The organism is Afipia sp. MLSD5-FHT05B12 (assembly GCF_058793355.1).
Map to the genome: position 1 here is coordinate 20874 of NZ_JBXAFS010000021.1, position 26340 is coordinate 47213.

Consider the following 26340-nt stretch of genomic DNA (forward strand, 5'->3'; position numbering starts at 1 on the left):
CAGAAGCTTGCCTTAAAGGGCACGGAACGTGATTGGCCTGCTGGAAGAATATGAACGCACCATGGCGTTCGCCGAAGTTGCTTTGGGCCAGATTCGATCCCTGCGCCAGAACGCCGTGCCTCGCAACTACGAGATCTGGTACATTTACGCGACCGGCTACAATTCCGCCCTCAACAAGATCATCAACGAGACGCTCGCTCGCAACAACAAGTTGACCGAAGCCGATCTCGAACAGATCTACGAAACCTATCTTTCCCAGCACCGGACCACGGAGCGCATCGACACGGTCGGAACGCGCGTGATCAACGAAATCGATGACGTGATGAATCTCATCACCGATGCGCTGGGAATGACCTCCACATTCGGACGGAGCCTCGAAGGCGCCACCCAGAAATTGTCCGGTGCCAAGGATCGCGAGCAGGTCAAGGCCGTGGTTGAGGCGCTTGTGGCATCGACGCGGGAGATGCAGGAGACCAACAAGGCCCTGGAAGCGCGCCTTGCCGCATCCAAACAGCAGATCAGCAGCCTCCAGCACAGTCTCGAAGCCATCCGCACAGAGAGCCTGACGGATCCCCTCACCTCGCTCGGAAATCGCAAGTTCTTCGATCGCGCCCTCGAAGCCGCCGTGGCGCACGCGTCCGACAGCGGAGAGCCCCTGTCATTACTGATGCTCGACATCGACCATTTCAAATCGTTCAACGACAACTACGGCCATCTCACCGGCGATCAGGTGCTGCGCCTCGTCGCGATGTCGCTGAAGCAGACGATCAAGGGCCAGGACATCACGGCGCGCTATGGCGGCGAGGAATTCGCCGTGGTGCTGCCGAACACCGCCTTGCGGCAGGCCCTGACGGTCGCCGACAACATCCGCCGCGCGGTGATGTCGAAGCAACTCAAGAAGAAGTCGACCGGCGAGATCCTCGGCCGCGTCACCATTTCGGTCGGTGTATCGATGCTTCAGCCCGGCGACGATCGTGAACGGCTGATTGAGCGTGCGGACGCCTGCCTCTACGCCGCGAAACGCAACGGCCGCAATCGCGTCATCTGCGAGGCCGATCCCGAGTTCACTCCTGCAGACCGCATTCAGGTCGCCTAGCGTTTTGTTGCGGACGACGGTTTCGGGCTGGCCTTCCGGCGACCGGCCGTTTTCGAGGCCGTTTTCTTCGCGATGGACGGCTTTGATTTCCTGCCCGCTTCAACCTCCCGAGACGCGGCCTTTGCCGACGGTTTCCTCTGACCTGAGCGCTTCTTCACGCCGGCCTTCTTGGCGGCAGCACGTTTCGCTGCTCCGACAGCCTCCCGGGCCCAGACCGCCAATTCCTCCGGATCGTCGTAAAGCCGCTCCGGCAGATGCCGGTAGGATTTCACGATGATCGTCTTGTTCCGGGTCTCATACTGGAATGGCTTGGCGCCCTCGGCCTCGTATCGCGCTACCGTCTGCTCATCGACCCTGAAAATGATACCGGCCCGCAGCGCCATGGCGAAATTCACGTCGTCGGCGACGATGCCGTAGCCGCTGAACATCCTGCGCAGGACGATGGGCCCGAACTCAGAGAAAAGATCGATGAGATAGTCGCGATCCATCGCGTATTCCGCAAAGTGGATACCGGTTTGCGATCAGAATACGCGGGTACGATAGCGCAAGCAGGCGTGCTAGTTAGCCGACTTTCGCCGGGGTTAACTGAACCGACTCGCCGCAGCCGCAGGCGCTGACCTGGTTGGGATTGTTGAAGATGAACTGCGCCTGCATCTTGTCGGCTTTGTAGTCCATCTCGGTGCCGAGCAGAAACAAGACAGCCTTCGGATCGACAAGAACCTTCACGCCCTTGTCCTCCACGACCTCGTCGGTGGGACGGACCTCATGGGCGTATTCGACAGTGTAGGACTGACCGGCGCAGCCGCCGTTCTTGATGCCGACACGAAGGCCGACGATTTCAGAGTCAGCGCGCGCCGACAGTTCCTTAACGCGCGACGCGGCCGCTTCCGTCAGGCGCATGACCTGCGGGCGGGGGCGCACAGCGGGTTTCGAAGGCGAAGGGGCATTTGGCGTCATACCGGTCATTTGTTCATTCCTCGTGGCGGTTCAAGGCCGCCCTGAAATGCAGAATAGATACCGAAATATAGCTATCGAAAGTGAGTCGTCTCAACTCACCACATGTTGAGGACGAGGCGCGCCTCGTCGGACATCCGGTCTGGGGTCCAGGTTGGCTCCCAGACCACATTGACGCTGACGGGACCCACGCCTGCGACGCTGGCAACCGCGTTCTCAACCATTGTCGGCAGTTCGCCCGCGGCCGGACAGTTCGGCGTTGTCAGCGTCATCTGCACGTCCACCGAGCGGTCATCCTTGATGTCCACCTTGTAGATCAGGCCGAGCTCATAAATGTCCGCCGGGATTTCCGGATCGAAAACCGTCTTCAGCGCGGCCACGATATCAGTGCCCAGACGCTCGGTTTCCTCGGGAGGAAGCGCCGACTGGGTATCGAATTTCAAACTGGCCGGTTCAGCGGCCTGGATGGTGTCGTTCATGCGAATAGCTCCCGCGCCTTGATCAGCGCCTGTGCCAGCTGGTCGACCTCAGCCCGCGTATTATACATGCCAAATGAGGCCCGGCACGTCGCCGTCACGTTGAATCGCTCCAGAAGTGGCATGACGCAATGGGTGCCTGCCCGCACCGCTATGCCGCCCCGGTCGATAACCGTCGCCACATCATGTGGGTGCGCGCCCTTCATTTCGAAAGAGATGACAGGTCCCTTCCCCTTTGCCGTGCCGATGATGCGCAGCGAATTGATCTCGCGCAGCCGATCGGTGGCATAGGTCAGCAAGTCATGCTCATGCCTGGCGATACGGTCCTTGCCGATCGAATTCACGTAATCGATGGCCGCGCCGAGCCCGATGGACTCGACGATGGCCGGGGTGCCTGCCTCGAACTTGTGCGGCGGATCGCCATAGGTCACCCAGTCCTTGGCAACCTCACGGATCATCTCGCCGCCGCCGTTGTAGGGGCGCATCGCAACCAGATGATCGTATTTCGCGTACAGCACGCCGATCCCGGTCGGCCCGTAGAGCTTATGGCCGGTGAAGACGTAGAAATCGCAATCGATGTCCTGCACGTCGATGGCCAGATGGACCGCAGCCTGGCTGCCATCAACCAGCACCGGAATGCCGCGGGCATGCGCGAGCTTCACGACTTCCTTGACCGGGACAATCGTACCGAGCGCATTCGACATCTGCGTGATCGCGACCAGCTTGGTCTTGGGTGTCAGAAGCTTCTCGAACTCGTCGATCAGAAAGTTGCCTTCGTCATCGACCGGCGCCCACTTGATGACCGCCCCGTGCCGCTCGCGCAGGAAATGCCACGGCACGATGTTCGAGTGATGCTCCATGATCGAGAGCACGATTTCGTCGCCAGCCTTGATGTTCGGCTCGCCCCAGGACGACGCCACGAGGTTGATCGCCTCGGTGGCATTGCGCGTGAAAATGATTTCTTCGTTGCGCTTCGCGTTCAGGAACTGCGCGACCTTGGTGCGTCCACCCTCGTAGGCGTCGGTCGCCGCGTTGGCGAGATAATGCAAGCCGCGATGAACATTGGCGTATTCGGACTTGTACGCCTCCGTCATACGATCCAGCACGGCCATCGGCTTCTGCGCCGAGGCAGCGTTGTCGAGATAGACCAGTGGCTTGCCGTAAACCTTCAGTGCAAGCGCTGGAAAATCCTGGCGGAGACGCTCGACATCATAAGAGCCGTTGGCAACTGCCGGATGCATGATCAGCCTCGCGTCGCCAGCCATCGCTCGGCAGCGGCGACTGCAAAGTCGCGAAGGTTATCGTCGACGATCGACTCAATGGCTTCTCCGACGAAAGCTGCGATCAGAAGTGCCTGCGCTTCTTTCTCGGGCAAGCCGCGCGCGCGCAGATAGAACAGCAGGCTCTCGTCGAGCGCGCCGGCGGTCGCGCCGTGACCGCAGGTCACGTCGTCCGCGAAAATTTCCAGTTCCGGCTTGTTGTCCGCTTCCGCCTCGTCCGACAGCAGCAGGGCACGCGTCATCATCTTGCCGTCGGTCTTCTGCGCGTCGGGGCGCACAATGATGCGGCCCTGGAACACCGAATGGGCCTGATCATCCAGAACCGCGCGAAACACTTCGCGGCTGGAGCAGTGCGGCACCGCATGATCGACGACGAGTGTGGTGTCGCCATGCCGGCGCGCGCCGAGCAGATTGACGCCGTTGGTAGTCAGCTCGCTGCCTTCGCCGGCGAACGTGATGAAGCCCTGATAGCGGCTGAGGTTGCCACCATTGGTCAGATTGAAAGTGTTGAGCCTGGCCTTGGCGCCAATCGTGAAGACACCGGTCGAGATGTTGGCGGCGTCGAGCGCGTCCTCCATCAGGCGGACATGCTGAAGTTCCGCCCCGTCGCCGATCCAGATCACCACGGAATCGTGCGTCTGATACGACTTCGCGCCTTCCGCGGCGACGAAACTCTCGACGAACGTCACACGGGCGCCCTTCCCGACCTTCAGCAGCGAGCGCGTGACAAACGACGTGCCCGAGCTGGTGGCCACATGAACAATGTGAACCGGCTTTGCCAGCGCAGCGCCCTCGGCCACGTCGATCACGACGCCGTCCGTCGCGAGCGCGGCATTCAGCGAAATCATCGCGTCCGACGCCACGCTGGTTTTCAGCAGGTCGGCACGCGCCCTGTTGCCATTATCCTCGAGAACCTCGCGCAACGCACGGACATGAATGCCCGCTTCGAGCGTGGTCACGTCCGACAGTTGCGGGGCGAATACGCCATCGACCAGCACCAGTTTCTGCGTGCTGTCGATACCGAGCGATTTCACAGCCTTGGCGGCACGGGCAAGCGCGGCCTGATCCGGCGTTGCAGCCAGCGGCGCTATCTCGCGCAGCAGCGCACGCAGATCGGTGTACTTCCATTCCTCGATGCGCCGATGCGGCAAGCCGAGACGCGCGAAGTCGTCGAAAGCATTCTGCCGGACCTCGGCAACCTCGCCTGACCCCGGCAAACGGCTCCGCGCCGCAGCGAACAGCTCGCCGAGCGCATGGTCCGTCGTGGGCTTAACCAGTGCAACGTTCATGATTGGACCGCTCACGCTGCCTTGTCTTCGAACTGGGCGTAACCGGACTTCTCCAGCTCCAGCGCCAGTTCCTTGCCACCGCTCTTGACCACCCGACCCTTCGACATGACGTGGACGAAATCCGGCACGATGTAGTTCAGCAGCCGCTGATAGTGGGTGATGACGACCATCGCACGATCCTTCGAGCGCAGCGCGTTGACGCCGTCAGCGGCAACACGCAGCGCGTCGATGTCGAGGCCGGAATCCATTTCATCGAGGATGCACAGGCTCGGCTGGAACAGCGCCATCTGAAGCACTTCGTTGCGCTTCTTCTCGCCGCCGGAGAAGCCGACATTGACGCCGCGCTTCAGCATATCCATCGGGATGTTCAGCGAATTCGACACTTCACGCACCTTGCGCAGAAAATCCGGCGCCATCAGTTCGGCCTCGCCCCGCGCCTTGCGCTGCGCGTTCAGCGCCGTGTGCAGAAAATTCATCGTGGTGACACCGGGAATTTCGACCGGATACTGGAACGCGAGAAACACGCCCTTGGCGGCGCGCTCATCCGGATCCATCTCAAGCAGATTTTCACCCTTGAACAGGATTTCGCCAGCGGTCACGTCATAGCCCGGCTTGCCGGCAATGACGTGGCTCAGCGTCGACTTGCCGGAGCCGTTCGGGCCCATGATGGCGTGGATTTCGCCAGGGTTCACGATGAGGTCGAGACCATGAAGGATCTCGTTATCTTCCACCTGAACCTTGAGGCCTTTGACTTCGAGTAACGCGGTCATCCAACACTTCCTTCCAGCGAGATCGAGATCAGCTTCTGCGCCTCGACCGCAAATTCCATCGGCAACTGTTGCAGCACGTCCTTGACGAAGCCGTTGACGACCAGCGCCACCGCCTCCTCCTGCGAAAGCCCGCGCTGCACGCAATAGAACAGCATGTCTTCGGAAATCTTCGACGTGGTCGCTTCGTGCTCGAACAGCGCCGATGAATTCTTGGCTTCGATGTACGGCACGGTGTGCGCGCCGCACTTGTCGCCGATCAACAGCGAGTCGCACGCGGTGAAGTTGCGCGCGCCCGTCGCCTTGCGATGAGCGGTGACGAGACCGCGATAGGTGTTCTGAGAGACGCCCGCGGCAATGCCTTTCGAGATGATACGGCTGGTCGTGTTCTTGCCCAGATGAATCATCTTGGTGCCAGAATCGACCTGCTGGAAACCGTTCGAAATCGCGATCGAATAGAACTCGCCGCGTGAATTGTCGCCGCGAAGGATACAGCTCGGATACTTCCAGGTGATTGCGGAGCCGGTTTCGACCTGCGTCCACGAAATCTTGGAGTTCTTGCCACGGCAGTCGCCACGCTTGGTGACGAAGTTGTAGATGCCACCCTTGCCTTCCGAATTGCCCGGATACCAGTTCTGCACCGTCGAGTATTTGATCTCTGCATCGTCATGGGTGACGAGTTCGACCACGGCAGCATGCAGCTGGTTCTCGTCGCGCTGAGGCGCGGTGCAGCCTTCGAGATAGGAAACGTAAGCACCCTTGTCGGCGATGATCAGCGTGCGCTCGAACTGGCCGGTGTTCCGCTCGTTGATGCGGAAGTAGGTGGACAGTTCCATCGGGCATTTCACGCCCGGCGGCACGTAAACGAACGAGCCGTCGGAGAACACAGCCGAGTTCAGCGTCGCGAAATAGTTGTCGGAGGTCGGCACCACTGTGCCGAGATACTTCTTCACGAGCTCGGGATGCTCGCGGATCGCTTCCGAGATCGGCATGAAGATCACGCCGGCGGCCTTCAACTCGGCCTGGAATGTCGTCGCAACAGAAACCGAGTCGAACACGGCATCGACGGCCACGCGGCGCTCGCCTTCAGGGCGCACAACGCCCGCCAGCATCTCCTGCTCGCGCAGCGGAATGCCGAGCTTCTCGTAGGTCTTCAGAATTTCCGGATCGACCTCGTCGAGCGAGGCCAGCGCCTTCTTCTTCGGCGCGGAGTAATAGTAGAGATCCTGATAGTCGATCTTCGGATAATCGACGCGCGCCCAGGTCGGCTCTTCCATCGTCAGCCAGCGGCGATACGCCTCGAGACGCCACTCCAGCATCCATTCCGGTTCGTTCTTTTTCGCGGAGATGAATCGGACGGTATCTTCGGAAAGCCCTTTCGGAGCCTTCTCGGATTCAATGATGGTCTCGAATCCATAACGATATTGATCGACGTCGATCTGGCGAACCCGATCGACCGTCTCTTGTACGGCCGCCATTTCAATCCTCCGCTCGCGGTTTCAAGGACCGCGGTGGACCGCCTAAGTTGTATAAAGCTTGAACACGCGCATTGCGCGAAGGTTAGAACCGTTCAAGCCCAAATGTATGAGCTTTACCTAATACACCTGAGAGCTTTCTCCAAGCCTCCAGACAGCGATCTATGTCCGCTTCCGTGCTGTCCCAGCCCAGACTGAGACGAATAGCTCCCCGCAGAAGCACCGGATCGACCCTCATCGCCTGGAGGACGTGCGAGGGCTGGACTTTCCCGGAAGAACAGGCCGATCCTGACGACACTGCGATGCCCTCCAGATCGAATCCGATCACCGCTGTTTCAGCCTTCAGGCCGGGAACCGACACCAGCGTCGTGTTGGGAAGCCTTGGCGCCGTCGCTGAAAAAATCACCGTGTCGGGGTGGCTCCTGAGCCCGCTTTCAAGGCGCGCCTGAAGGGCTTTCATGCGGATAACATCAACGGCCATGGAACCAGCTGCGGCCCTCACGGCCGCTCCAAAGCCCGCGATGCCCGCGACATTCTCGGTTCCAGCCCGGCGGCCCTGCTCCTGCCCGCCGCCGCGCACCTGCGCGTGCAGCCCCTCCAGTCCATCCGCTGCGACAGCCGCCCCGACGCCTTTGGGACCACCGATCTTGTGCGCAGAAACCGTGAGAATATCCGCGCCGAGCGCCTTGATATTGATCGGCATTTTCAAAAATGCCTGAACCGCATCGACATGCAAAATGCCACCGGCCTCATGAACCAGCGCCGCGACCTGGGGAACCGGCTGGATCGCCCCGGTCTCGTTGTTCGCCAGCATGACCGACACGAGAGCCGGAGGACTACCGGCCAGCAAGGCGGCTAGACTCTCCAGGTCGATCAGGCCCGAGGGCAGCACCGGCGCAATCTCGATGGTGTCGCGCGCGAATCGCCCTCCCGCAAGCACTGACGGATGCTCGATGGCCGAGATAATCAGCCGCTGTGCCGGTTCCCCGCCGCCTCGGCGCAGTCCGGGCGTCAGCGCCAGCGCGTTCGCTTCCGTACCTCCGGAGGTAAAGACGACATTCCGCGGATCCGCGCCGACAGCGGCAGCGACAGCTCCGCGCGCATCCTCGATGAGCTTGCGGGCCGCACGGCCCTCACTGTGTACCGATGACGGATTGCCGCTGACGTCGAACGCAGCCGCCATCGCCGCACGGGCTTCCGGCCGCAACGGCGTCGTCGCATTCCAGTCCAGATAGACACGGTCACGCATAATGTCTGACAATCCAGTGCGGTCCCAAGGGCGCTTACCTCACAATTGCATGAAAATAATCAGCAATCCGGGACTCATAGATAGTTCCTATGAGCTCAATATGCTTGCTTTTTGCCCCTTGCCCCATGCTAGAACGCGGCAGCCGTTCATCGCGCCGTACCGCGCGCCCTGACAACATTCGAGAGATATCGTTTGCCCAGGCCAGTCGGCCTGCACAACGACGCTTCAAAGGAATTTTGATGCCTGAGGTCATTTTCACCGGCCCTGCCGGCCGTCTTGAAGGCCGCTACCACCCGGCGAAGCAGAAGAACGCGCCGATCGCAATGGTGTTGCACCCGCATCCGCAGTTCCAGGGCAACATGAACCACCCGATCGTGTATCAGGTCTACTACGCGTTCGTCGCGCGTGGCTTCTCGGTGCTGCGCTTCAACTTCCGCGGCGTCGGCCGCAGCCAGGGACAATTCGATCATGGCACTGGCGAGTTGTCAGATGCCGCGTCCGCCCTCGATTGGGCGCAGACCATCAATCCTGAAGCGCGCGCCTGCTGGGTTGCCGGATTCTCGTTTGGCGCGTGGATCGGCATGCAGCTCCTGATGCGCCGTCCGGAAGTCGAAGGCTTCATCTCGATTGCGCCGGAGCCCAACCGTTACGACTTCTCGTTCCTCGCGCCCTGCCCCTCGTCGGGCCTGATCGTTCACGGCGACAAGGACATCGTGGCGCCTGCGAAGGACGTCACGACGCTGGTCGAGAAGCTGAAGACGCAAAAGGGAATCGTGATCGATCAGCAGGTGATTCCCGGCGCCAATCACTTCTTCGTCGACAAGATGGAGCCGCTGATGGAATCGGTGACGTCCTATCTCGACATGCGGCTCGCCAACGTCCGCTGAACATCAAGTCTCTCAAATGAAAATGGCGCGGACATCATCCGCGCCATTTTCATTTACTGGAGCTGCGCCTTCAAGCAGCAGCACGCAGGTCCAGTTGGGAAAGATACGACTTGTGCTTCTTCATGAAGGCACGCAGCAGTTCGGAATACTCAGCGCTCACAGCCGCGACCACTGACGGCCGTTCACGCAGGCTCTTGCGCCAGCGCGCGATCTTCGGCTTGTCGGCAAGGATACCGAAGTCGCCGATCTGATCGATTGTATCGAAGTAGCGGAACGCTGGCGCGAATACTGCATCGACCAGCGAGAAGGCTTCGCCGTCAAACCATGGGGCCGCGACAAGCCGCGCTTCAAGCCGCGCGAATTTTTCAGTGGCCTGCTTTACCTTGACGTTGAACGCGGCCTCATCGGTGACCGTTTCCAGTCCCCAGATATCGCCCAGCACCGCCGAGCCGAACTCCATCCACGCGCGATGTTCCGCGCGGGTGAGCGGATCCTTCGGATGCAGTGGCCTGGGCTGGGTTTCCTCGAGATATTCGAGAATGACCGCGGATTCGAAAACGACCTTGTCACCCACCTGAAGCACCGGCACCTTGCCGAGCGGCGATATCTTCAGAAACCAGTCGGGCTTGTTATCGAGATCAATGTCGATCCGCTCGAAGGGCACGCCTTTCTCCGTCAGCGAAATCACTGCGCGCTGAACATAGGGGCAAAGCTTGTGGCTAATGAGTTTGAGTTTCTCGCTCATGGCGTTTTCCTCCACCGATGCGAGCATGGAGGCGGCCGATCGCTCTCAACATTGGACGTCGTCTGGCGCGCAAAACGCCAAAAGCCATCGCGAATGATTTGAACTGCGTGAATAAGCTCGACGACCAGCATTGGGAATCTCTCTTCCATGCATCTGCATTTAAGTTAATGCGATCGCATGAAGTTGTCAACATCCATGCAGGTGCATTAAATCACGGTTTCGCGAGAATGCCGCCGGTCTGCGGCGCTGCTACGCCGGTTGTTCCTGGAAATGTCAGCGGCAACCCCTTGAGGCTGCGGACGGCCATATAAGCGAACGCCTGCGCCTCGATGGCATCCCCGGACCACCCAAGGTCGCTACCACGCACAACGGTGGCAGGCGCCAGGCGCTCGCCCAGCATCTCCATCAAGGTTGGATTACTGGCACCGCCGCCAACCACGATCCAGCGTATGGGAAGTTGAGGCAGCATCGGCGCAATCATCGCAATTGAGGCCGCAGTGAAAGCTGTCAGGGTCGCGGCGCCGTCTTCCGTACTCATGCTGTCGACGGTCAACGTGGCAAAGTCGTTCCGATCGAGCGACTTCGGCGGAGGTGAATTGAAGAAGGAACTGCCCAATGCTTTCGCGATCCACTCGCCATCGGCTCGTCCCTTTACCGCTGTTCGTCCATCGCGATCCACCGCCTCGCCGGTCCTGCGCAACATAAAGTCGTCGAGCAGCGCATTGCCGGGGCCTGTATCGCAGGCAATCAGTTTCTCATCATCAATGTAGGTGATGTTGGCAACGCCGCCGATGTTTATAACCACTGTCGGCCCTGAACGATCCAGCATTCGCACCAGCGCACTATGATATACTGGCACGAGTGGCGCGCCCTGTCCGCCCGCGGCGACGTCAGCAGCGCGAAGATCGAACACCACCGGCACGCCAAGTGCCTTCGCGAGCGCATGACCGTCACCGATCTGCACCGTCAGTTTCTGATCCGGCCGATGCAGAACTGTCTGCCCATGAAAGCCGACGACATCGATATCGTCGCGGGACAAGCTGTTCGTTCGCAGGAAATTCTCCACGGCCTCAGCATGCGCATGCGTCACCAATCGCTCGGCGTCAGCCAGTACACCCGGGCGCGCGTCGCGCCGGGTGATGGATGCAGCATCAGTGAGCGCCTGCCTCAGCAGTTCCCGCTCGCTGTCAGCATAGGCCCGATAGCCTGTCGGGCCGAATGCACCGATACGCTCGCCGTCTGTCTCGATTAGCGCGACATCGACCCCGTCAAGGGACGTGCCGCTCATCAGCCCGATCGCCTTCAGCAAGAGCCTCTCCCTCGGGCAGCAATGCCCTTATTTGCACATATTCCGATCCCAACCGATGCGGAATACGCTCGGTTGAATCCGACGCCGGACCTGATACACCACAGGCCCAAATAAACGCTAAATAGCTAAATCGTTAAAGAGTGCCGCCATGAGCGCCTACAAGTCCGATTTCCTCAACGTCCTCCAGAGCCGGGGCTTCATCCACCAGATCTCGGATGCCGCCGGACTCGATGCGCTTGCCGCCAAGGGCGACGTGACGGCTTACATCGGATACGATTGCACCGCTTCGTCCCTGCACGTCGGGCACCTGCTTTCGATCATGATGCTGCACTGGCTCCAGCAGACCGGCAACAAGCCCATCGTTCTGATGGGCGGCGGCACCACCCGCGTGGGCGATCCCTCGGGCCGTGACGAGACGCGCAAGCTGCTCACCTACGAGCAGATCGACGCCAACAAGGAAAGCATCAAGGGAACCTTCACGAAACTCATCAAATTCGGCGCGGGTAAAACTGATGCGGCGATGGCCGACAATGCAGAATGGCTGACGGCGCTCAACTACATCGAGATGCTCCGTGACGTTGGCCGGCACTTTTCGATCAATCGCATGTTGACCATGGACTCGGTGAAGATGCGGCTCGAGCGCGAGCAGGAGCTGTCGTTTATCGAATTCAACTACATGATCCTGCAATCCTACGATTTCGTCGAACTGTCGCGGCGTTACGGCTGCAACCTTCAAATGGGCGGCTCCGATCAGTGGGGCAATATCGTCAACGGCATCGATCTCGGCCGCCGCATGGGTACACATCAGCTCTATGCGCTGACCTGTCCGCTGCTGACGACATCTTCGGGCGCCAAGATGGGCAAGACCGCCGCCGGCGCTGTCTGGCTCAATGGCGATCTGCTCAGCGACTACGACTACTGGCAGTTCTGGCGTAACACGGAGGACGGCGACGTTGAGCGTTTCCTGAAGCTGTTCACTCTCCTGCCGATAGATGAGATTGCGAAGCTCGCCGCGCTCAAGGGCCAGGAGATCAACGAAGCCAAGAAAGTACTCGCGACCGAAGCGACGGCGCTCATCCGCGGCCGCGAAGCAGCGGATGCCGCATCGGAGACGGCACGCAAGACCTTCGAGGAAGGCGCCATCGCAAGCGATCTGCCGACGCTGGAAATCTCACGCGCCGAACTGGACGCCAGCGCGCCGGTACTCGGGCTGTTCGTCAAGGCGGGCCTTGTGGCGTCCAACGGCGAAGCACGGCGTCAGATCAAAGGCGGCGGCCTCCGCGTCAACGACGTTGCCATCGCCGATGAAAAGATGGTCCTGACACCCAAGGATTTGACGCCGGAAGGCGTCATCAAGCTGTCGATGGGCCGCAAGAAGCATGTGCTGCTCAAGCCGGTCTAGAAATCCGGCGGGCGGCTAGCCCTGGCGCAGCATTGTCATCATGGTTGCCGACATGGTGGCGATCAGTTTCTCGCGGCCCTCGTCGCTGGCATAGGCATGGCCTTCCGAGACGACGAGCGTGCGGCCTGGCTTCACGACTCTGCCGACGAAGCGAAACGTCCGCCCCTTGGCTGGCGCCAATAGATTGATCTTGAATTCAACGGTGAGAATGTCCGCCGCTGCCGGCATCAGCGTGTAGGACGCGAGCCCGCACGCGGTATCGAGTCCCGCAGAGACGACACCGCCATGCAGGAAGCCGTTTTGCTGCGAATATTTCGCGTCATATGGCATCCGTAGTTCAAGCGTTCCCGGCTCGACTTTGGCTAGCGTTATTCCGAGCGTGGCCAAGGCCTGTTGACCAGCGAACGTCCTTCGGACGCGCGCCTCAAAGTCGGGGTCCTGAACCTGAAATGCAGTCACTGCTGATGGGGCGTCGTGAAGTCGGCGGGAACACCTTGCCGGCCTGTGTTGAAATCGAAGATCTTGCGGAACACACCGGGGGCCATCGCGGAAATCGGATTGACCCGCAGAACCGGCGCGCCGGGCGTTCCGACGACTTCGTAGGTGATGCCGATCAGGCCTTCGTTGCTGCCGCCGCCAAGAAACAATCCAACAATCGGAATCTGCCCGAACATGTTGTTCAGCCCGTACAGCGGAACGAAGGTTCCGCTCATCTTCACCTGATTGACGGGATAATCGATGATCCCCTCGATCGTCGCACCAATCGTCGGACCGCGAAGAACACCGTCCTTGACCCGCAACTGGCCGCTCTGGCGGGTAAACTCCGCGCGCATGCCTGAGAACCCAACGCCCTGCGAGTTCGCTCCCGGGGCGTTTGCCACCGCGCGATCGAGCGCCGCTTCGCCCTTGATCGTGAAATCGCGGACGTTCAACAGGCCTTCCTGCGGCGACGTGTCTGACGTCGGCGGATCAACCGCTATCCACATCTTGCCGCCATTCATTTTCGCGTAGGTATCGGTGAAACGGAAAAATGCACCTGCGTCGCTCGTTTCGAGATACATCACATCGCGCCCCTGCGCCCGCCCGCGCAAATCGCCTATCACCGGCGTATCGCGTCCCAGCTTGCCACTGAGCGAAAACGCCCTGATCACTCCGGCACGGCGCGTGAGCTTCAGGTCCACGCTGCGAACCGCCTCGCCATAGAAGCCCGCAAGTGCGCCAAGCTTGGCATCGATCTCGATGTCGAAATTCTTCGATTTTTCCTTGGTGTTCTGATCCCTGCCCGACATCGCGCTCTTGATGAATCCGCGGCCGTCGAACACTTCGCCGCGCATCGTCACTTTGAGCGTTCCATCCGGCGCGCGCTCGGCCTTCAGATTTGCCTTGTCGCCTTCCGAGGGAGAGAATGTAGGGAACGATACGTTGACGAGGTCGTTTTTGTCGTCAACCTCCAGCGATCCCTTGATCAGCGTACCGCTTCCTTCCACGACGATGTCCTCGAAGCGCGTGCCCTGAGGCTTCTGCACGACATTGAGGGTAATCTTGGTCGCCTTGCCCGCGACCTTGGTCCAGCCGGGCAACACATTGTCGATCCGCGCTGCGGTCAGGTCGGCCTCGACACCGAAGCGGTTGTCGCGATTATCACCTTCACCGCCGGCAATTTTGCCGGTCAGCTTGATAGGAATGGCGCCGCTCAGGCTCTGTCCCAGATCGACGCCAAGGCGCGCGCGAGCCGCATCGTCGAGGGTCGCCGAAACACGCACGTCGGCGTCGCCATCGCTCGTCTTGCGGTAATCAAGCGCCGCAGGCTGTCCGCCAATCTTGACGTCGCCCTTGACCCTATAGCCCTGATTGTCCGCGACGACCTTGAGCGAACTGGCTTCGAGTTTTTGATTCATCGCGAGCTTGTCGACGGCAAGCGCGCCGAGGTCGAGATTGATCGAGTAGGTCGTGTCGGCTTTCGTCAACGCGTTCTTCAAGGGCATTGCAAGGGTGACGATCGCGGAGATCGTGCCTTTGCTCGAATTGGGGTCGATCACCGTGTCGCCGACATCACGCAATCGCTCTGATTGCAGGATCTCAGCCGCCGCGGGCACCGGGCCGTCGAGACGGAAGCGCACCTTGGTGGGCGCAGGCTTCGGTGCAAGATCCGGTACTTCAAACGTCAGATCGGAAATGCCAAGTCGCCGGCCGGCCGGCGTATCGACCGCGCCCTGCCCAACATTGATGTTCACAGTCCGCCCGCTCACGCGCCCCTTCATGTCGGCATCACGCACCAAGGGCATGTCATCGACGGGCCGCACGGTCAGACCATTCGCCAGAAAATTCACGGACAAGCCATCGTCCGGAATCGGCGGCCCGCCGCGTACAAGCGTGTGAACCGGCGCATTCACGGCAATGTCGAGCCGCTGGACCGCTCCGCGATCCACTCGCTCCGTGATCCATTCCCGCACTTCCGGCACGATCAGGACAGGCCAGATGCGCTTCAGCACCGCTACCGGCATCGGCGTCGCCGCCATGCCGAGCCTCAAACGCGCCTCGCCCGAATAATCGAGGCTTCCCGACCCCGCGATACCTATCTCGCCGTTGCTGATATCGCACTGGGTCAAAAGCACGCGCCGGTTTTCGGTATCAAACCGCAGACGGACAGCAATGCGGTTAAAGATCGAGGGCGCTTCTCCGTCGTTGCCGGCGAGCAGAATGGTCCCACCGCTCAGGCCGAGCTGCCAGTTCGGTACGTTGTCATTAGGGGGTTCGAGATGCGCCAGCAAAGTGATGCGATTGGCGCCTGCGTTAACGTGAAAGGGCGCCACCATAACGCGGCGGCCGGCATCCCACTCGACGCGCGCATCGGCATGGTCGATCACCATCGGATAGTCCGGCACGTTGAGATCGACGATCGTACCTTTGCCGGCGACGATCTCGCCCCGGAAATAGGTCGGAAGCCCGTCGCGGCCGATCTCGCCCTTGAACTCGCCACTGAGCGGCATGTCCGCTGCGTAGGTGAAATCCTTCAGCCGGGCCGCAAGCAACAGATTGTTGGTCGGGACCTTGCTGGCGCTGATGTCGATCGAGCGCACGCCATTCGACGGCGCACCGACGGCCACTTTCAGTTCCCAGCCGTTCTTGCCTTCCTCGCCGACGCTGAAAGCAGCGCCGCCGCCGTGCGGACGCCGCAGGCTGAGGCTGATGTTCTTGAAGTTAAGAACGCCCCCGTTCCGCTGGTCCTCGACCGTCAGGACGCCATTGCGCAATCCGATTTCGTTGAGACTCTGACCGTCAAGACCCTTCGCGCTGAGACTGTCGAGCCATTCAAGTGCGGCAAGCAGTCCTCCTGCACCATTCGAAGCTGCTGTCGACGCGGCCGGAACTGAGGGCGGCGCCGGCGAAGCCTGAAACGGTAATGGCGGAGGGCCGGAAACAGTCTGAGGCTCGGGTTTAACGGGGACCTTACCGGTCGCGAGCGGGCTGTTGCTTTGACCGGTTGAAACAATCACGCGCCCGTCGGGCGTGATCCGTACCGCAAGCTCCGCGCCGACAAGGCGAAGCGTCTCGGCACGCAAGCGCCCCATTAGCAGCGCGGTGCCGGACAGCCTCACTTCCGCCTTCGGCGCGCTCGCGACAATGTTGCTCGCCTGGTCCCGCACAACGATGTCACGCAGCCGGACCGCAATCCTGATTCGTCCAGCACGTTCGATCTGCGTGCCACCAACTTCAACGGTGTGTTCGTGCCCCAGGTTTTCCTCGATCGCCGAGGCCAGCCATGGCGTTACGACATCGAGATTGACGGGACCGGCGCCAAGCCTCAGCCACAACGCTCCGAAACCCGCAGCGAATATAACGCCGAGCGATATCAGGGCGACTGCGGTTCGCCCGATCCATGGACTGCCGGCGATCCTGCGGCGCAGACCGCGAAACCAGTCCGTGATCCGATGAATTCCGATGCTTGGCCGGTTGAGGAGCTTGATCGCCCGATCACACGCCACATCGTCATGGTGATTCCACCCGGAATCATCCCAATGCCGGTGCTGCTCGTCTGCAGCCTTCGCGAAGGCTTTTTTGGGCTCTGATCTCGGCATTGCCTCTCGGTATTGATGGTCAGCCTGGACGAGCCGCCGGGCGTCAAGCGTCAAGTTGGAGACTCGCTCCATCGGAGTACTGTCAGACTAAAAGCCCGGTCTTAGTTTTCTGTATCGCCCCGTCATTCGACCGCCGGCGAGGGAGAGTTCTACGTTTGGTATGTTGGGTATTCACCTTACCTCGGGGACGTCAGATTTGCCCAGCCGAAGAAGGCGGCTTTAGTGATCGGGTTGCGAGTCTCGCGAATCCTAAAATACCCTGCTGAAAGCGACGAAAGGAAGGCGTATGTCCAAGAAAACGCGTAAGAAATCGTCCAAATCGACATCAAGGGCGAAGGGCGCAAAAGCCAAGACCGCCAAGCGGGGCGCCGCCAAAAAGCCAAGCGCTGCCACCGCCCGGAACGGGGCCAAGAAAGCCAGGACCAAAAGCGGGGGCACCAGAACCTCGTCGACAAAAAAGACCACAGCGACTGCGTCAAAGCGCGCCGGCGCACGAACTACGCCGGTCAAAAAACCCGCCGCAATCGCCCCCGTCCGCAAGGCGGGAACTCTTGCCGAGGCCCAATCCGCACCAGCTTTTTCGTTACCGCGCGATGGCGGACAGTCGGTCTCGCTCGCGGATTATGCCGGCCGCAATCTGGTGATCTTCTTCTATCCACGCGCCGACACGCCGGGATGCACCCTTGAGGCCGTCGCGTTCAGCCGGCTCGCCGACGCCTTCGCGGAAGCACAGACTGCCGTTCTTGGCGTTTCGGCTGACCCGATCGCCGCGCAGGAGAAGTTCCGCGACAAGCACGAACTGACGGTCCCACTCGTTTCGGATGAAAAACTTGGAATGCTGAAAGCCTACGGTGTTTGGGGCGAAAAATCGATGTATGGCAAGATCTTCATGGGGATTTCTCGGACAACGGTTCTGGTCGATGCCGACGGCAAAATCGTCAAAATCTGGCGTAACGTGAAAGTCGATGGCCATGCCGACGAGGTGCTTGCGGCGGCGCGGGGCGCCTAGAGAGTTCCATTCCGTTTCCCAAAAATTAACCATGAAAGGTTCAAATCGGTGCCTGTAATTGAGCCGTCCGAGCGCTTTCGGTCGGTGCGGGAGTACCGATGTCGAACCGTTTCGCCCACTATTCCGAACACCCGCAACACCACCACGCGCATGACCATGCAAGGGCGCCCCAGCGGCGTCCGGCGCATGGTCATCATCGCCCCGACCGCAATGGCTACACCATTGTCCATCATGGCAAGGCGGTGCGGTTCGGACCGGTCGTGTTCTGGATCGTGGCGGGATCCGTCGTCATCATGGGAGCATGGTCGGCGGCGACGGCGACCTATTTCGCTTTCCGTGACGACGTGCTGACACGCCTCATCGCGCGCCAGGCGGAGATGCAATACGCCTACGAAGATCGTATCGCCGAGCTGCGCGCGCGTGTCGACCGCACCACCAGCCGCCAGTTGCTCGATCAGGAGCAGTATGACCAGAAGCTCAACCAGATCATGCGGCGGCAGGCGCTGCTTGAATCACGTGCCGCGGCACTCAACGCCATGCCGGACACAGCCCCTACCGGTTCGATCAAGCCGCCCGCGCGCGGACCGCAGTCGACTGATGCCGGCGCGGCGACAGGCGTCCCCAAACCGTCGCCGATCAACGATACAGTGATCTTCGTCACACCGCCCGACCGCGAAGCACGGCTGGAATCCCGCACGGCTCCGGTTGCCCGCTCGCGCACGGAACTCGCAAAGACCAACGGAGTCGACAACTTCTTGTCGAATTTGCAAACCGCACTCGACAAGGTCGAAGGGCGTCAGACCGCGACGCTCAATTCAGTCGAAGAAGGTTACGAGTCGCGCATGCGGCGGATGCGCGGCGTGATTACAGACCTCGGTCTTGATATGGCGCAGCTCGAAGCAGCGACTCCCAGGGGCGGCGTTGGCGGACCGTTCGTTCCGGTCAAGCCTCCATCGAATGCCGAGGCATTTGAACGCCAGCTCTATCGGATCAACCTTTCACGCGCGCAGGTGGACAAACTCACGCGCACCCTATCGCTGGTGCCGTACCGGAAGCCGGTGATCGGTAATGTTGAATTCTCGTCCGGCTTTGGCGTTCGCAGCGATCCATTCCTCGGACGCCCTGCCATGCATACCGGTCTGGATTTCCGTGCTTCGACGGGCGATCCGGTGCGCGCCACAGCGAATGGCAAGGTCGTCAACGCCGGATGGAGCGGCGGCTATGGCCGTATGGTGGAAATTGATCACGGCAACGGTCTGTCGACGCGCTACGGACATCTGTCCGAAATCAACGTCAAGGTCGGCGAGCAGATCAAGATCGGTCAGATTGTCGGCGCAGTCGGTTCGACAGGCCGCTCGACCGGCCCTCACTTGCACTATGAAACGCGGATTGATGGGGACGCGGTGGATCCGCAGAAGTTCCTCCGTGCAGGCATCCGCCTCAGTCAGGGTTATTAAGTCCCAACTCCTGAGCGGCTGAACAGGCGAAACACCCTGCCGTCCATGACCAATAGCGCGCTTCCGATGACGAGCGCGCCGATGATCTCGCGGGCTTCTATCCTCTCCTCCAGAATGAAGTATCCAAGCAGGATCGCGCTGACGGGGACGAGAAGCGTCACCAGCATCACGTTGCTTGCTCCAGATCGAATGACGATCTGGAAGAAAATGATGAAGGCCAGCGCCGTCGAAAGTGACGCCAGACCGAGAACCGCCAGCCACGTCACATGTCCCGGCATTTGAAGTTGCCAGGGGCGATCGAAGACCGCAGCCAGAACAAGCATCATCACGCTTGCTGAGATCAACTGAAACGTTGCGGTCCCGATCGGTGGGGAACCGGCCAGCTTCCGCGTCGCCCACAGGGCGGAAAATCCGAAGCAGATCGTTGCGCCGAGACAAAGCGCGATACCGATGCTTTGCCGGGAACTGATGTCAAAATCATATCCCTTCAAGATGACCACGCCACACAAACCGAGCAGCACTCCAGCAACACGCCGGAGGATCAGTTTCTCTTCACCGAAAGCCGCGGCAACGAGAACGGTAAAAACCGGCGTCGTCGCATTCACAACCGATGCCGTCCCGCCCGGGATATAGGTCTGCCCCATAACAATCAGCGAAAAAGGCATCACATTGTTGATGAGCGCCATCACCGCGTAAGGCCACCATCCCGCGATACCGACCGGAAACCGGATGCGGTTGATCCAGAGCATCGGCAGCAGGATCAGCGCCGCAATCGACAGGCGCAGGAAGACCAGCGTCAGCGGCGGCAATTCCTTCAGCGCCACACCCGTGAAAAAGAATGTGCCACCCCAGAGGACCGACAGAAAGATCAGCCGCGACCAATCGCGCTCATCCATACGCAGTTCAGTTTCGGGAAGTCTTTCTTGGACCACAGCCATGGCGCAAAGCCATACGCGGCGGTCCGGGGCAAAACCACCCGCTTCCCGACAACCCGGTTCTGCGTCCGGAGCGTTTTCAAGCGAAGTGGGCGCCGGTTCGCGTTAAGAAAACGAGCGACAAATCAAAGACTCTAGTCCACGTCCTCAATGGCGCCGGGCGTCGTGCCGAACGCCTTCTGCGCCAGCGTCGCGGCCATGAAGTCGTCGAGATCGCCGTCGAGTACACCGGATGTATCGGAGGTCTGCACACCGGTACGCAAATCCTTCACCATCTGATACGGCTGCAGCACATACGACCGGATCTGATGACCCCAGCCGATATCCGTCTTGGCGGCTTGATCGGCCGCGGCTTTCTCCTCGCGCTTCTTCAGCTCGATTTCGTAAAGCCGCGCACGCAGCATGTCCCAGGCTTGCGCCCTGTTCTTGTGCTGCGAACGGCCCGCCTGACAGACTACTGCAACACCGGTCGGGATATGCGTCAAACGCACTGCGGATTCGGTCTTGTTGACGTGCTGGCCGCCAGCACCGCCTGAACGCATCGTGTCGGTGCGCACATCCGATTCCTTGATGTCGATCTTGATGCTGTCATCGACCACCGGAAAAATCGCCACGCTCGAAAACGACGTGTGTCGGCGTGCATTCGAATCGTAAGGCGAAATCCGCACCAGCCGATGCACGCCCGCCTCTGTCTTCAACCAGCCATAGGCATTGTGGCCACTGATCTGGATCGTCGCTGATTTGATGCCGGCTTCTTCGCCTTCAGTCTCTTCGAGATATTCGACCTTGAACCCGTGCTTCTCTGCCCAGCGCGTGTACATGCGCAGCAGCATCGAGGCCCAGTCCTGACTCTCGGTGCCACCAGCACCGGCGTGAACTTCGAGGTAAGTGTTGAATCGGTCGGCCTCACCCGACAACAGCGCTTCCAGCTCCTGCTTCGCGACGTCCTTTTTCAGCGCCTTGAGCGCGTTCTCAGCCTCAAGGACGACGCTCTCGTCCTTCTCGGACTCGCCAAGCTCGATCATCCCGGTCTGGTCTTCGAGCTCGCGTTCGATCTTGCCAATGCCGGTGAGCTGATTCTCGAGCGAGGTCCGCTCCTGCATCAGCTTCTGGGCTTTCTGCGGATCGTTCCAGAGATTGGGGTCTTCTGCGAGAGCGTTCAGTTCGGCGAGACGCGCCGTGGCAGCATCGACGTCAAAGATGCCTCCTCAGCAGCCCGACTGACTGCTTGATCTCTTCAACAAGGCGTTCGATTTCAGGGCGCATGGGATTTCCGATGAGCGGCAGAGCCGCGATTCAAAAGATGTGAGGGATGTAACGGCTGACAGTGACCAGCGCAACTTTCGTTGCGCTAGTACAGGCCGCCGGTGCCGGGCCGGAAGATGGCGCGGTCCGCATCCGGCGAAACGCCGGGTGAGCGGCCGTCAGCGTCAGCCACGCCGATAACCGAATAGTTGTCGGGCGGCGCGGTTCCGGGCTTGAAGGCTTCGAGGATCGTCCGTCCGCCATCACCCGGTCCCGCGCGCATGCCGCTCTTGGCATCGACCCGGATCAGCTTGATGCCCGCAGGCACACGGAACGGCACCGCTGGCTTGTCGGCGAGCGCAAGCTTCATGAAGTCCTTGACGACCGGCGCGGCCAGGTGACCGCCGGTGCCGCCTCGGCCGAGATTTCGAGGCTTATCGTAGCCGATGTAGACGCCCACAACGAGATCGGGCGAGAAGCCGATGAACCAGGCATCCTTCTCGTCGTTGGTCGTGCCGGTCTTGCCCGCAATCGGTTTGCCGACTTCACGCAAGACGGTCGCGGTACCGCTTTGCACGACGCCTTCCATCATCGACGTGATCTGGTAGGCGGTCATGGAATCCAGCACCTGCTCGCGGCGATCGACCAGCGAGGGCTCCGGCTGGTTCTTCCAGCCTTCAGCCGCGTCGCAGCCCCGGCACTCGCGCTGATCGTGTTTGAAAATGGTGTGACCGTAACGATCCTGAATACGATCGATCAATGTCGGCTTCACACGCTTGCCGCCATTGGCGAACATCGAATAGGCGGTGACCATGCGCATCACCGTCGTCTCGCCTGCTCCGAGCGCGTAGGATAGATAGTTCGGCAACTCATCGTAGATGCCAAAACGCTTGGCGTATTCGCCGATCAGCGGCATGCCGACGTCCTGCGCGAGGCGCACCGTCACCGTGTTCAGCGACCTGATGAGCGCGTTCCGCAGCGTGGTTGGTCCGTAATACTTTCCGGTGGAGTAGTTTTCCGGACGCCAGACGCCCGCGCCCTGCCCCTGATCGATTTCGATCGGCGCGTCCACCACGACCGTTGACGGCGTATAGCCATTATCCATAGCGGTCGAATAGACGATCGGCTTGAAGGACGAGCCCGGCTGGCGATACGCCTGCGTCGCGCGGTTGAACTGGCTCTGGTCGAACGAAAAGCCACCGACCATGGCGACGACGCGACCGGTCCAGGGATCCATCGCGACCATCGCACCGGAAACTTCCGGCACCTGACGTAAACGGTACTGCCCTTCGATCTTGTTGCCGTCCTTGTCCAGCAACGGGTCGACGTAGATCACGTCGCCCGGTGCAAGCACCTGCGTCACCGCGGTCGGTGTCTTGAAACGCGTCGGACCGGCAGCTGCCTTCGCCCACCTGACGCCGTCCAGCGAGATCAATCCTGTTTCGCGAGCCTTGGAGACCGCACCGCCAAGTTCACGGCCGGGTTGAAAGCCGATTCGCGCCGACTGGTCGCTGGTTTCAAGCACCACCGCCATTCGCCATGGCGAGATATCGGAGAGTGATTTCACCTCCGCGAGCTTTACACCCCAGTCACCGCCGAGATCGATCTTCTGCGGCGCGCCGCGCCATCCCTGGGCCTCGTCAAACTTGACCAGTCCGGCCACCATCGACTTGCGCGCCATCACCTGAAGCTTCGGATCGAGCGATGTTCGGACCGAAAGGCCGCCTTCGTACAACTTCTTCTCGCCGTACCGCTCGAAAATGTCGCGGCGGACCTCTTCCGCAAAATACTCGCCGGCGAAGATGTGCGCCGCATTGGAGCGCGACGTGACGATCATCGGCTCCTTGCGAGCGGCGACGGCATCGGCCTGCTTGATCCAGCCGTTTTCAAGCAAACGGTCGATCACGTAGTTGCGGCGCTCGATAGCGCGGTCACGGTTACGAACAGGATGCAGCGCGGCCGGCGCCTTCGGCAGCGCGGCCAGATATGACGCTTCCGCAATGGTGAGTTCATTCACCGACTTGTCGAAATAGACCAGCGAAGCGGCCGCGATGCCGTAGGCACCGAGACCAAGATAGATTTCGTTGAGATACAGCTCGAGAATCTTGTCCTTGGTGTAGGTGCGCTCGATGCGCATCGCCAGCAGGGCTTCCTTGATCTTGCGGTTGAACGAGACTTCGTTGGTCAGAAGGAAATTCTTCGCGACCTGCTGCGTAATGGTCGACGCACCCTGCGGGCGGCGGTTGGATCCATAGTTCTGCGCGTAGAGAACCGCTGCGCGCGCCATGCCGGTGAAGTCGATGCCGCCGTGTTCGTAGAAATTCTTGTCTTCCGCCGCAAGGAACGCGTTGATCACCGGCTTTGGAATCGCCTGGATCGGCAGGTAAAGGCGGCGCTCCTTGGAGTACTCGCCGAGCAGCGAGCCGTCGGCGGCGTGAACACGCGTCATCACCGGCGGCTCGTAGTCCTGCAACTGCGAATAGTCCGGCAGGTCCTTCGAGTAATGCCAGATCAGTCCCGCCACCGCGGCGACGCCGACAAGGAATACGATCGTTCCAGCCGCGAACAGGAAGCCCATGAACCGCAGTAGCAAGCGCATCGTCAGTATCCGTCCTTAAGCGTCTGGCGCGACCACACGAGGCGCACGACCGGGCTTCCGATCCGAACTATACCATCCGCGGTCCGCGCGGGGATCGATTCTGGTCGCTTCCGAGCCCAAATTTCTATAGAGCCGCCGCTGTGGCCAAACTAGGGCCTCGGCGGCCAATTGCCCTGCGAATTCAACCCGAAGGGGCTTAGTTCGAAGGCCCTGTGGAAACTATGCGTTTTCCGAGGAAAGCGTCCACCGCCTGCGCGACGGAACCGACAGTCCGGGAGCGCCAGCTTTCGGAGACCAGATGCTGGAGATCGTCCTTGTTGGAAACGTAGCCGAGCTCGACCAGCACGGAAGGAACGTCGTGCGCCTTCAGCACCTTGAACCCCGCTGATTTCAGCGGGTGCTTATGCATGCGAGCGACGCCCTTCATCTCGTTTACGAGGGTGCGGGCAAAGCGGTTTGAAAACGTTCGGGTCTCTCGCTGGGTCAGTTCAATCAGGATGTCGGCCACTTCCGCCGGCTCCTCGGTCAGGTTGATGCCCGCGATGGCGTCGGCCTTGTTTTCGGCCTCGGCAAGTTTCTCAGCTTCCGCATCGGAGGCACGCTCCGACAACGTATAGACGGTCGCGCCCTGGGCATCGCCCTCCCGCTTGGGCAAGGCATCGGCGTGAATGGAAACGAATAACGCAGCCATATTGGCGCGGGCGATTTTCACTCGCTCCCCGAGAGGCACGAAAGTGTCGTCATCGCGCGTCATGACGACGCGAAACTTGCCGCTCTTTTCAATCCGATCCCGCAGCGCCTTGGCAAAATCCAGCACCAGCATTTTTTCGCTTTCGCCAGTGGCAGCCTGGGTGCCGTTATCGACGCCGCCATGGCCGGGATCGATCACAATGACCGGGCGCGGATCCGTGGTCTTCCCTGTCCTGGTTGTGCCCGTCGTTTCAACTGCGGCTCCACTGGCGTCGGCGATGATTGCCGGACGCAGTTGCACTTTGTCATCGCCTGGAGATGAGCCCTTGAACGCCGCTCGTTCCACCGCGGCTAGCTCGACCACAAGACGCGCGGGCTGCCCGTTCGCTGGATCGATGACGTAGGTCTTCTCAATTTTGGCCGGGCCGGTCAGGTCGAAAACCACCCGCGATCCGCCCGGCATGACCAGGCCGTAGCGGAAGGCACGTATCAGACCGCGCCCTTCCTTTCCCACACCTGCGGGAAGATTGAAGGTGACCTGCGGGATATCGACGACGATGCGATACGGATCGCCGAGCACAAACGCCCGGGCATCGATCTTGCGATCGAGGTCAAGAATGAAGCGGGTCTGCTTGCCATCGCCGGCCACACGCACGCCGGAGGCGACTGGAAAGGCTACCGCAACCGCTGGCTGCGGCGCTTGAGATTCGACCGCGACAGCCCTGGAAATCGGCAAGCACAAAAATGTTGCGGCGCACACCTGCGCAACAATACAAAATGCGCGATAATTCATGTGGCTCGTCAACGAATCCGCCGCCTCCGGACACCTCATATCGCAATAGAACCGTGCAGTTAACGGCCTCTTACCAACTCCGCGACGATTACCCGACTGTGTTGCAGCGCTGTGACGCTTCCCTTGCCAGAAACGGCCATTCGACGTATGTAGGAGAGGCTGACGGTTTAAACTTGCGGTTGTGTCGCGTTCAGCTTCCCGGTGCAGCGCCAGTTCCTCGCTTCCAATCAGAGGTTCCAGCGTACCTTCCTGCCCTCCACAGCCAGCGCAGCACGCGGCTGATACGGAGCGGCGGTTACCAGCCCGAGCGGCCACCTTCATGACCGGCGACCGTTGCCGCAAGGCAGCGGACCATCGAGAGCCAGCGCGCGCACCTTGCGCCGCGTTTGCACTGCCGGCAGCGAACCCGCTGGCGACGTCGGCGGCAGGATACGGCGGCGCCTTTGCCGCCCATTGAATTAGACGGGCCGACGCTTGATGCGCCAGACTCTATTGCCGAACGGGATCTGTAATAAAATCCCATCGACGCCAGCATCGATACGACGCGAATCTTTTCCGCGTCGCGTTTCGCTGACGTTGCGATCGGCACGGTGCCTCGGGCGGC

General features: G+C 60.6%; 21 protein-coding genes. 5 read left to right on the forward strand and 16 right to left on the reverse strand.

Going from position 1 to position 26340, the window contains the following annotated elements:
- The first annotated feature begins 28 nt into the window (after positions 1–28).
- Entirely contained in the window at positions 29–1096 is a 1068-nt protein-coding gene (locus AC1Q6J_RS20025; protein ID WP_492280940.1) for a diguanylate cyclase, read from the forward strand.
- On the opposite strand, the gene AC1Q6J_RS20030 is transcribed toward AC1Q6J_RS20025, so the two are convergent.
- The 8 genes from AC1Q6J_RS20030 to AC1Q6J_RS20065 form a co-directional block, all read right to left on the reverse strand.
- On the reverse strand, positions 1093–1584 hold the full coding sequence (locus AC1Q6J_RS20030; RefSeq protein ID WP_492280941.1) for a TfoX/Sxy family protein: 492 nt from the start codon (positions 1582–1584) through the stop codon (positions 1093–1095). The genes AC1Q6J_RS20025 and AC1Q6J_RS20030 overlap by 4 nt on opposite strands.
- Positions 1585–1657: 73 nt before the next feature.
- Positions 1658–2062: a HesB/IscA family protein gene (locus AC1Q6J_RS20035; protein ID WP_492280942.1), complete on the reverse strand. Its 405-nt coding sequence runs from the start codon at positions 2060–2062 to the stop codon at positions 1658–1660.
- A gap of 86 nt (positions 2063–2148) precedes the next feature.
- Positions 2149–2529, reverse strand: coding sequence for an SUF system Fe-S cluster assembly protein (locus AC1Q6J_RS20040; RefSeq protein ID WP_492280943.1), 381 nt, complete (start codon positions 2527–2529; stop codon positions 2149–2151).
- Entirely contained in the window at positions 2526–3767 is a 1242-nt protein-coding gene (locus AC1Q6J_RS20045; protein WP_492280944.1) for a cysteine desulfurase, read from the reverse strand. Before AC1Q6J_RS20045 ends, AC1Q6J_RS20040 begins: the two co-directional genes overlap by 4 nt.
- A 2-nt stretch (positions 3768–3769) precedes the next feature.
- On the reverse strand, positions 3770–5095 hold the full coding sequence (sufD, locus tag AC1Q6J_RS20050) for a Fe-S cluster assembly protein SufD (RefSeq protein ID WP_492280945.1): 1326 nt from the start codon (positions 5093–5095) through the stop codon (positions 3770–3772).
- An 11-nt stretch (positions 5096–5106) separates the two neighbouring features.
- Positions 5107–5865 carry a Fe-S cluster assembly ATPase SufC gene (sufC, locus tag AC1Q6J_RS20055; protein ID WP_492280946.1) on the reverse strand — a complete coding sequence of 253 codons (759 nt, stop codon included), beginning with the start codon at positions 5863–5865 and terminating at the stop codon, positions 5107–5109.
- A complete protein-coding gene (sufB, locus tag AC1Q6J_RS20060) occupies positions 5862–7340 on the reverse strand; it encodes a Fe-S cluster assembly protein SufB (RefSeq protein ID WP_492280947.1) in 1479 nt (492 codons plus the stop codon). The genes sufC and sufB overlap by 4 nt, the downstream gene beginning before the upstream one ends.
- 82 nt (positions 7341–7422) lie before the next feature.
- A complete protein-coding gene (locus tag AC1Q6J_RS20065) occupies positions 7423–8586 on the reverse strand; it encodes a cysteine desulfurase family protein (RefSeq protein WP_492280948.1) in 1164 nt (387 codons plus the stop codon).
- 239 nt (positions 8587–8825) lie between these two features.
- Between AC1Q6J_RS20065 and AC1Q6J_RS20070 the strand changes: the two genes are divergently transcribed.
- Positions 8826–9473, forward strand: coding sequence for an alpha/beta hydrolase (locus AC1Q6J_RS20070; protein WP_006020406.1), 648 nt, complete (start codon positions 8826–8828; stop codon positions 9471–9473).
- Between the two features lie 70 nt (positions 9474–9543).
- Here the strand turns inward: AC1Q6J_RS20070 and AC1Q6J_RS20075 are convergent, their stop codons facing one another.
- Both AC1Q6J_RS20075 and AC1Q6J_RS20080 read right to left on the reverse strand, forming a co-directional pair.
- Positions 9544–10218, reverse strand: a complete 675-nt coding sequence (locus AC1Q6J_RS20075) for a glutathione S-transferase family protein (RefSeq protein WP_492280949.1) — start codon at positions 10216–10218, stop codon at positions 9544–9546.
- Positions 10219–10429: 211 nt separating this feature from the next.
- Positions 10430–11527 (reverse strand): anhydro-N-acetylmuramic acid kinase, encoded by a 1098-nt coding sequence (locus tag AC1Q6J_RS20080; protein WP_492280950.1) that lies wholly within the window; start codon positions 11525–11527, stop codon positions 10430–10432.
- 148 nt (positions 11528–11675) lie between these two features.
- On the opposite strand from AC1Q6J_RS20080, the gene tyrS reads away from it, so the two are divergent.
- Positions 11676–12929, forward strand: coding sequence for a tyrosine--tRNA ligase (gene tyrS, locus AC1Q6J_RS20085; RefSeq protein ID WP_492280951.1), 1254 nt, complete (start codon positions 11676–11678; stop codon positions 12927–12929).
- A 15-nt stretch (positions 12930–12944) separates the two neighbouring features.
- Here the strand turns inward: tyrS and AC1Q6J_RS20090 are convergent, their stop codons facing one another.
- A complete protein-coding gene (locus AC1Q6J_RS20090) occupies positions 12945–13388 on the reverse strand; it encodes a PaaI family thioesterase (RefSeq protein ID WP_492280952.1) in 444 nt (147 codons plus the stop codon).
- Positions 13385–17008: a YhdP family protein gene (locus AC1Q6J_RS20095; protein ID WP_492280953.1), complete on the reverse strand. Its 3624-nt coding sequence runs from the start codon at positions 17006–17008 to the stop codon at positions 13385–13387. Before AC1Q6J_RS20095 ends, AC1Q6J_RS20090 begins: the two co-directional genes overlap by 4 nt.
- Positions 17009–17294: 286 nt before the next feature.
- Between AC1Q6J_RS20095 and AC1Q6J_RS20100 the strand changes: the two genes are divergently transcribed.
- Both AC1Q6J_RS20100 and AC1Q6J_RS20105 read left to right on the forward strand, forming a co-directional pair.
- Complete coding sequence (locus tag AC1Q6J_RS20100; protein ID WP_492280954.1) at positions 17295–18017, forward strand: peroxiredoxin; 723 nt, start codon at positions 17295–17297, stop codon at positions 18015–18017.
- A 98-nt stretch (positions 18018–18115) separates the two neighbouring features.
- A complete protein-coding gene (locus AC1Q6J_RS20105; protein ID WP_492280955.1) occupies positions 18116–19474 on the forward strand; it encodes a peptidoglycan DD-metalloendopeptidase family protein in 1359 nt (452 codons plus the stop codon).
- On the opposite strand, the gene AC1Q6J_RS20110 is transcribed toward AC1Q6J_RS20105, so the two are convergent.
- The 4 genes from AC1Q6J_RS20110 to AC1Q6J_RS20125 form a co-directional block, all read right to left on the reverse strand.
- The gene (locus AC1Q6J_RS20110; RefSeq protein WP_492280956.1) at positions 19471–20412 is read right to left on the reverse strand and encodes a DMT family transporter; all 942 of its coding nucleotides are present in this window, start codon (positions 20410–20412) and stop codon (positions 19471–19473) included. The two genes, AC1Q6J_RS20105 and AC1Q6J_RS20110, sit on opposite strands and share 4 nt — an antisense overlap.
- A 131-nt stretch (positions 20413–20543) precedes the next feature.
- Positions 20544–21675 (reverse strand): peptide chain release factor 2 gene (prfB, locus tag AC1Q6J_RS20115; protein WP_492280957.1). Its coding sequence is split into 2 segments (ribosomal slippage): positions 20544–21605 and positions 21607–21675, totalling 1131 coding nucleotides; the frame shifts between segments, so codons are not numbered across the junction.
- A gap of 85 nt (positions 21676–21760) precedes the next feature.
- Entirely contained in the window at positions 21761–24253 is a 2493-nt protein-coding gene (locus AC1Q6J_RS20120; protein WP_492280958.1) for a penicillin-binding protein 1A, read from the reverse strand.
- Between the two features lie 196 nt (positions 24254–24449).
- A complete protein-coding gene (locus tag AC1Q6J_RS20125) occupies positions 24450–25736 on the reverse strand; it encodes an N-acetylmuramoyl-L-alanine amidase (protein WP_492280973.1) in 1287 nt (428 codons plus the stop codon).
- Positions 25737–26340: the final 604 nt, after the last annotated feature.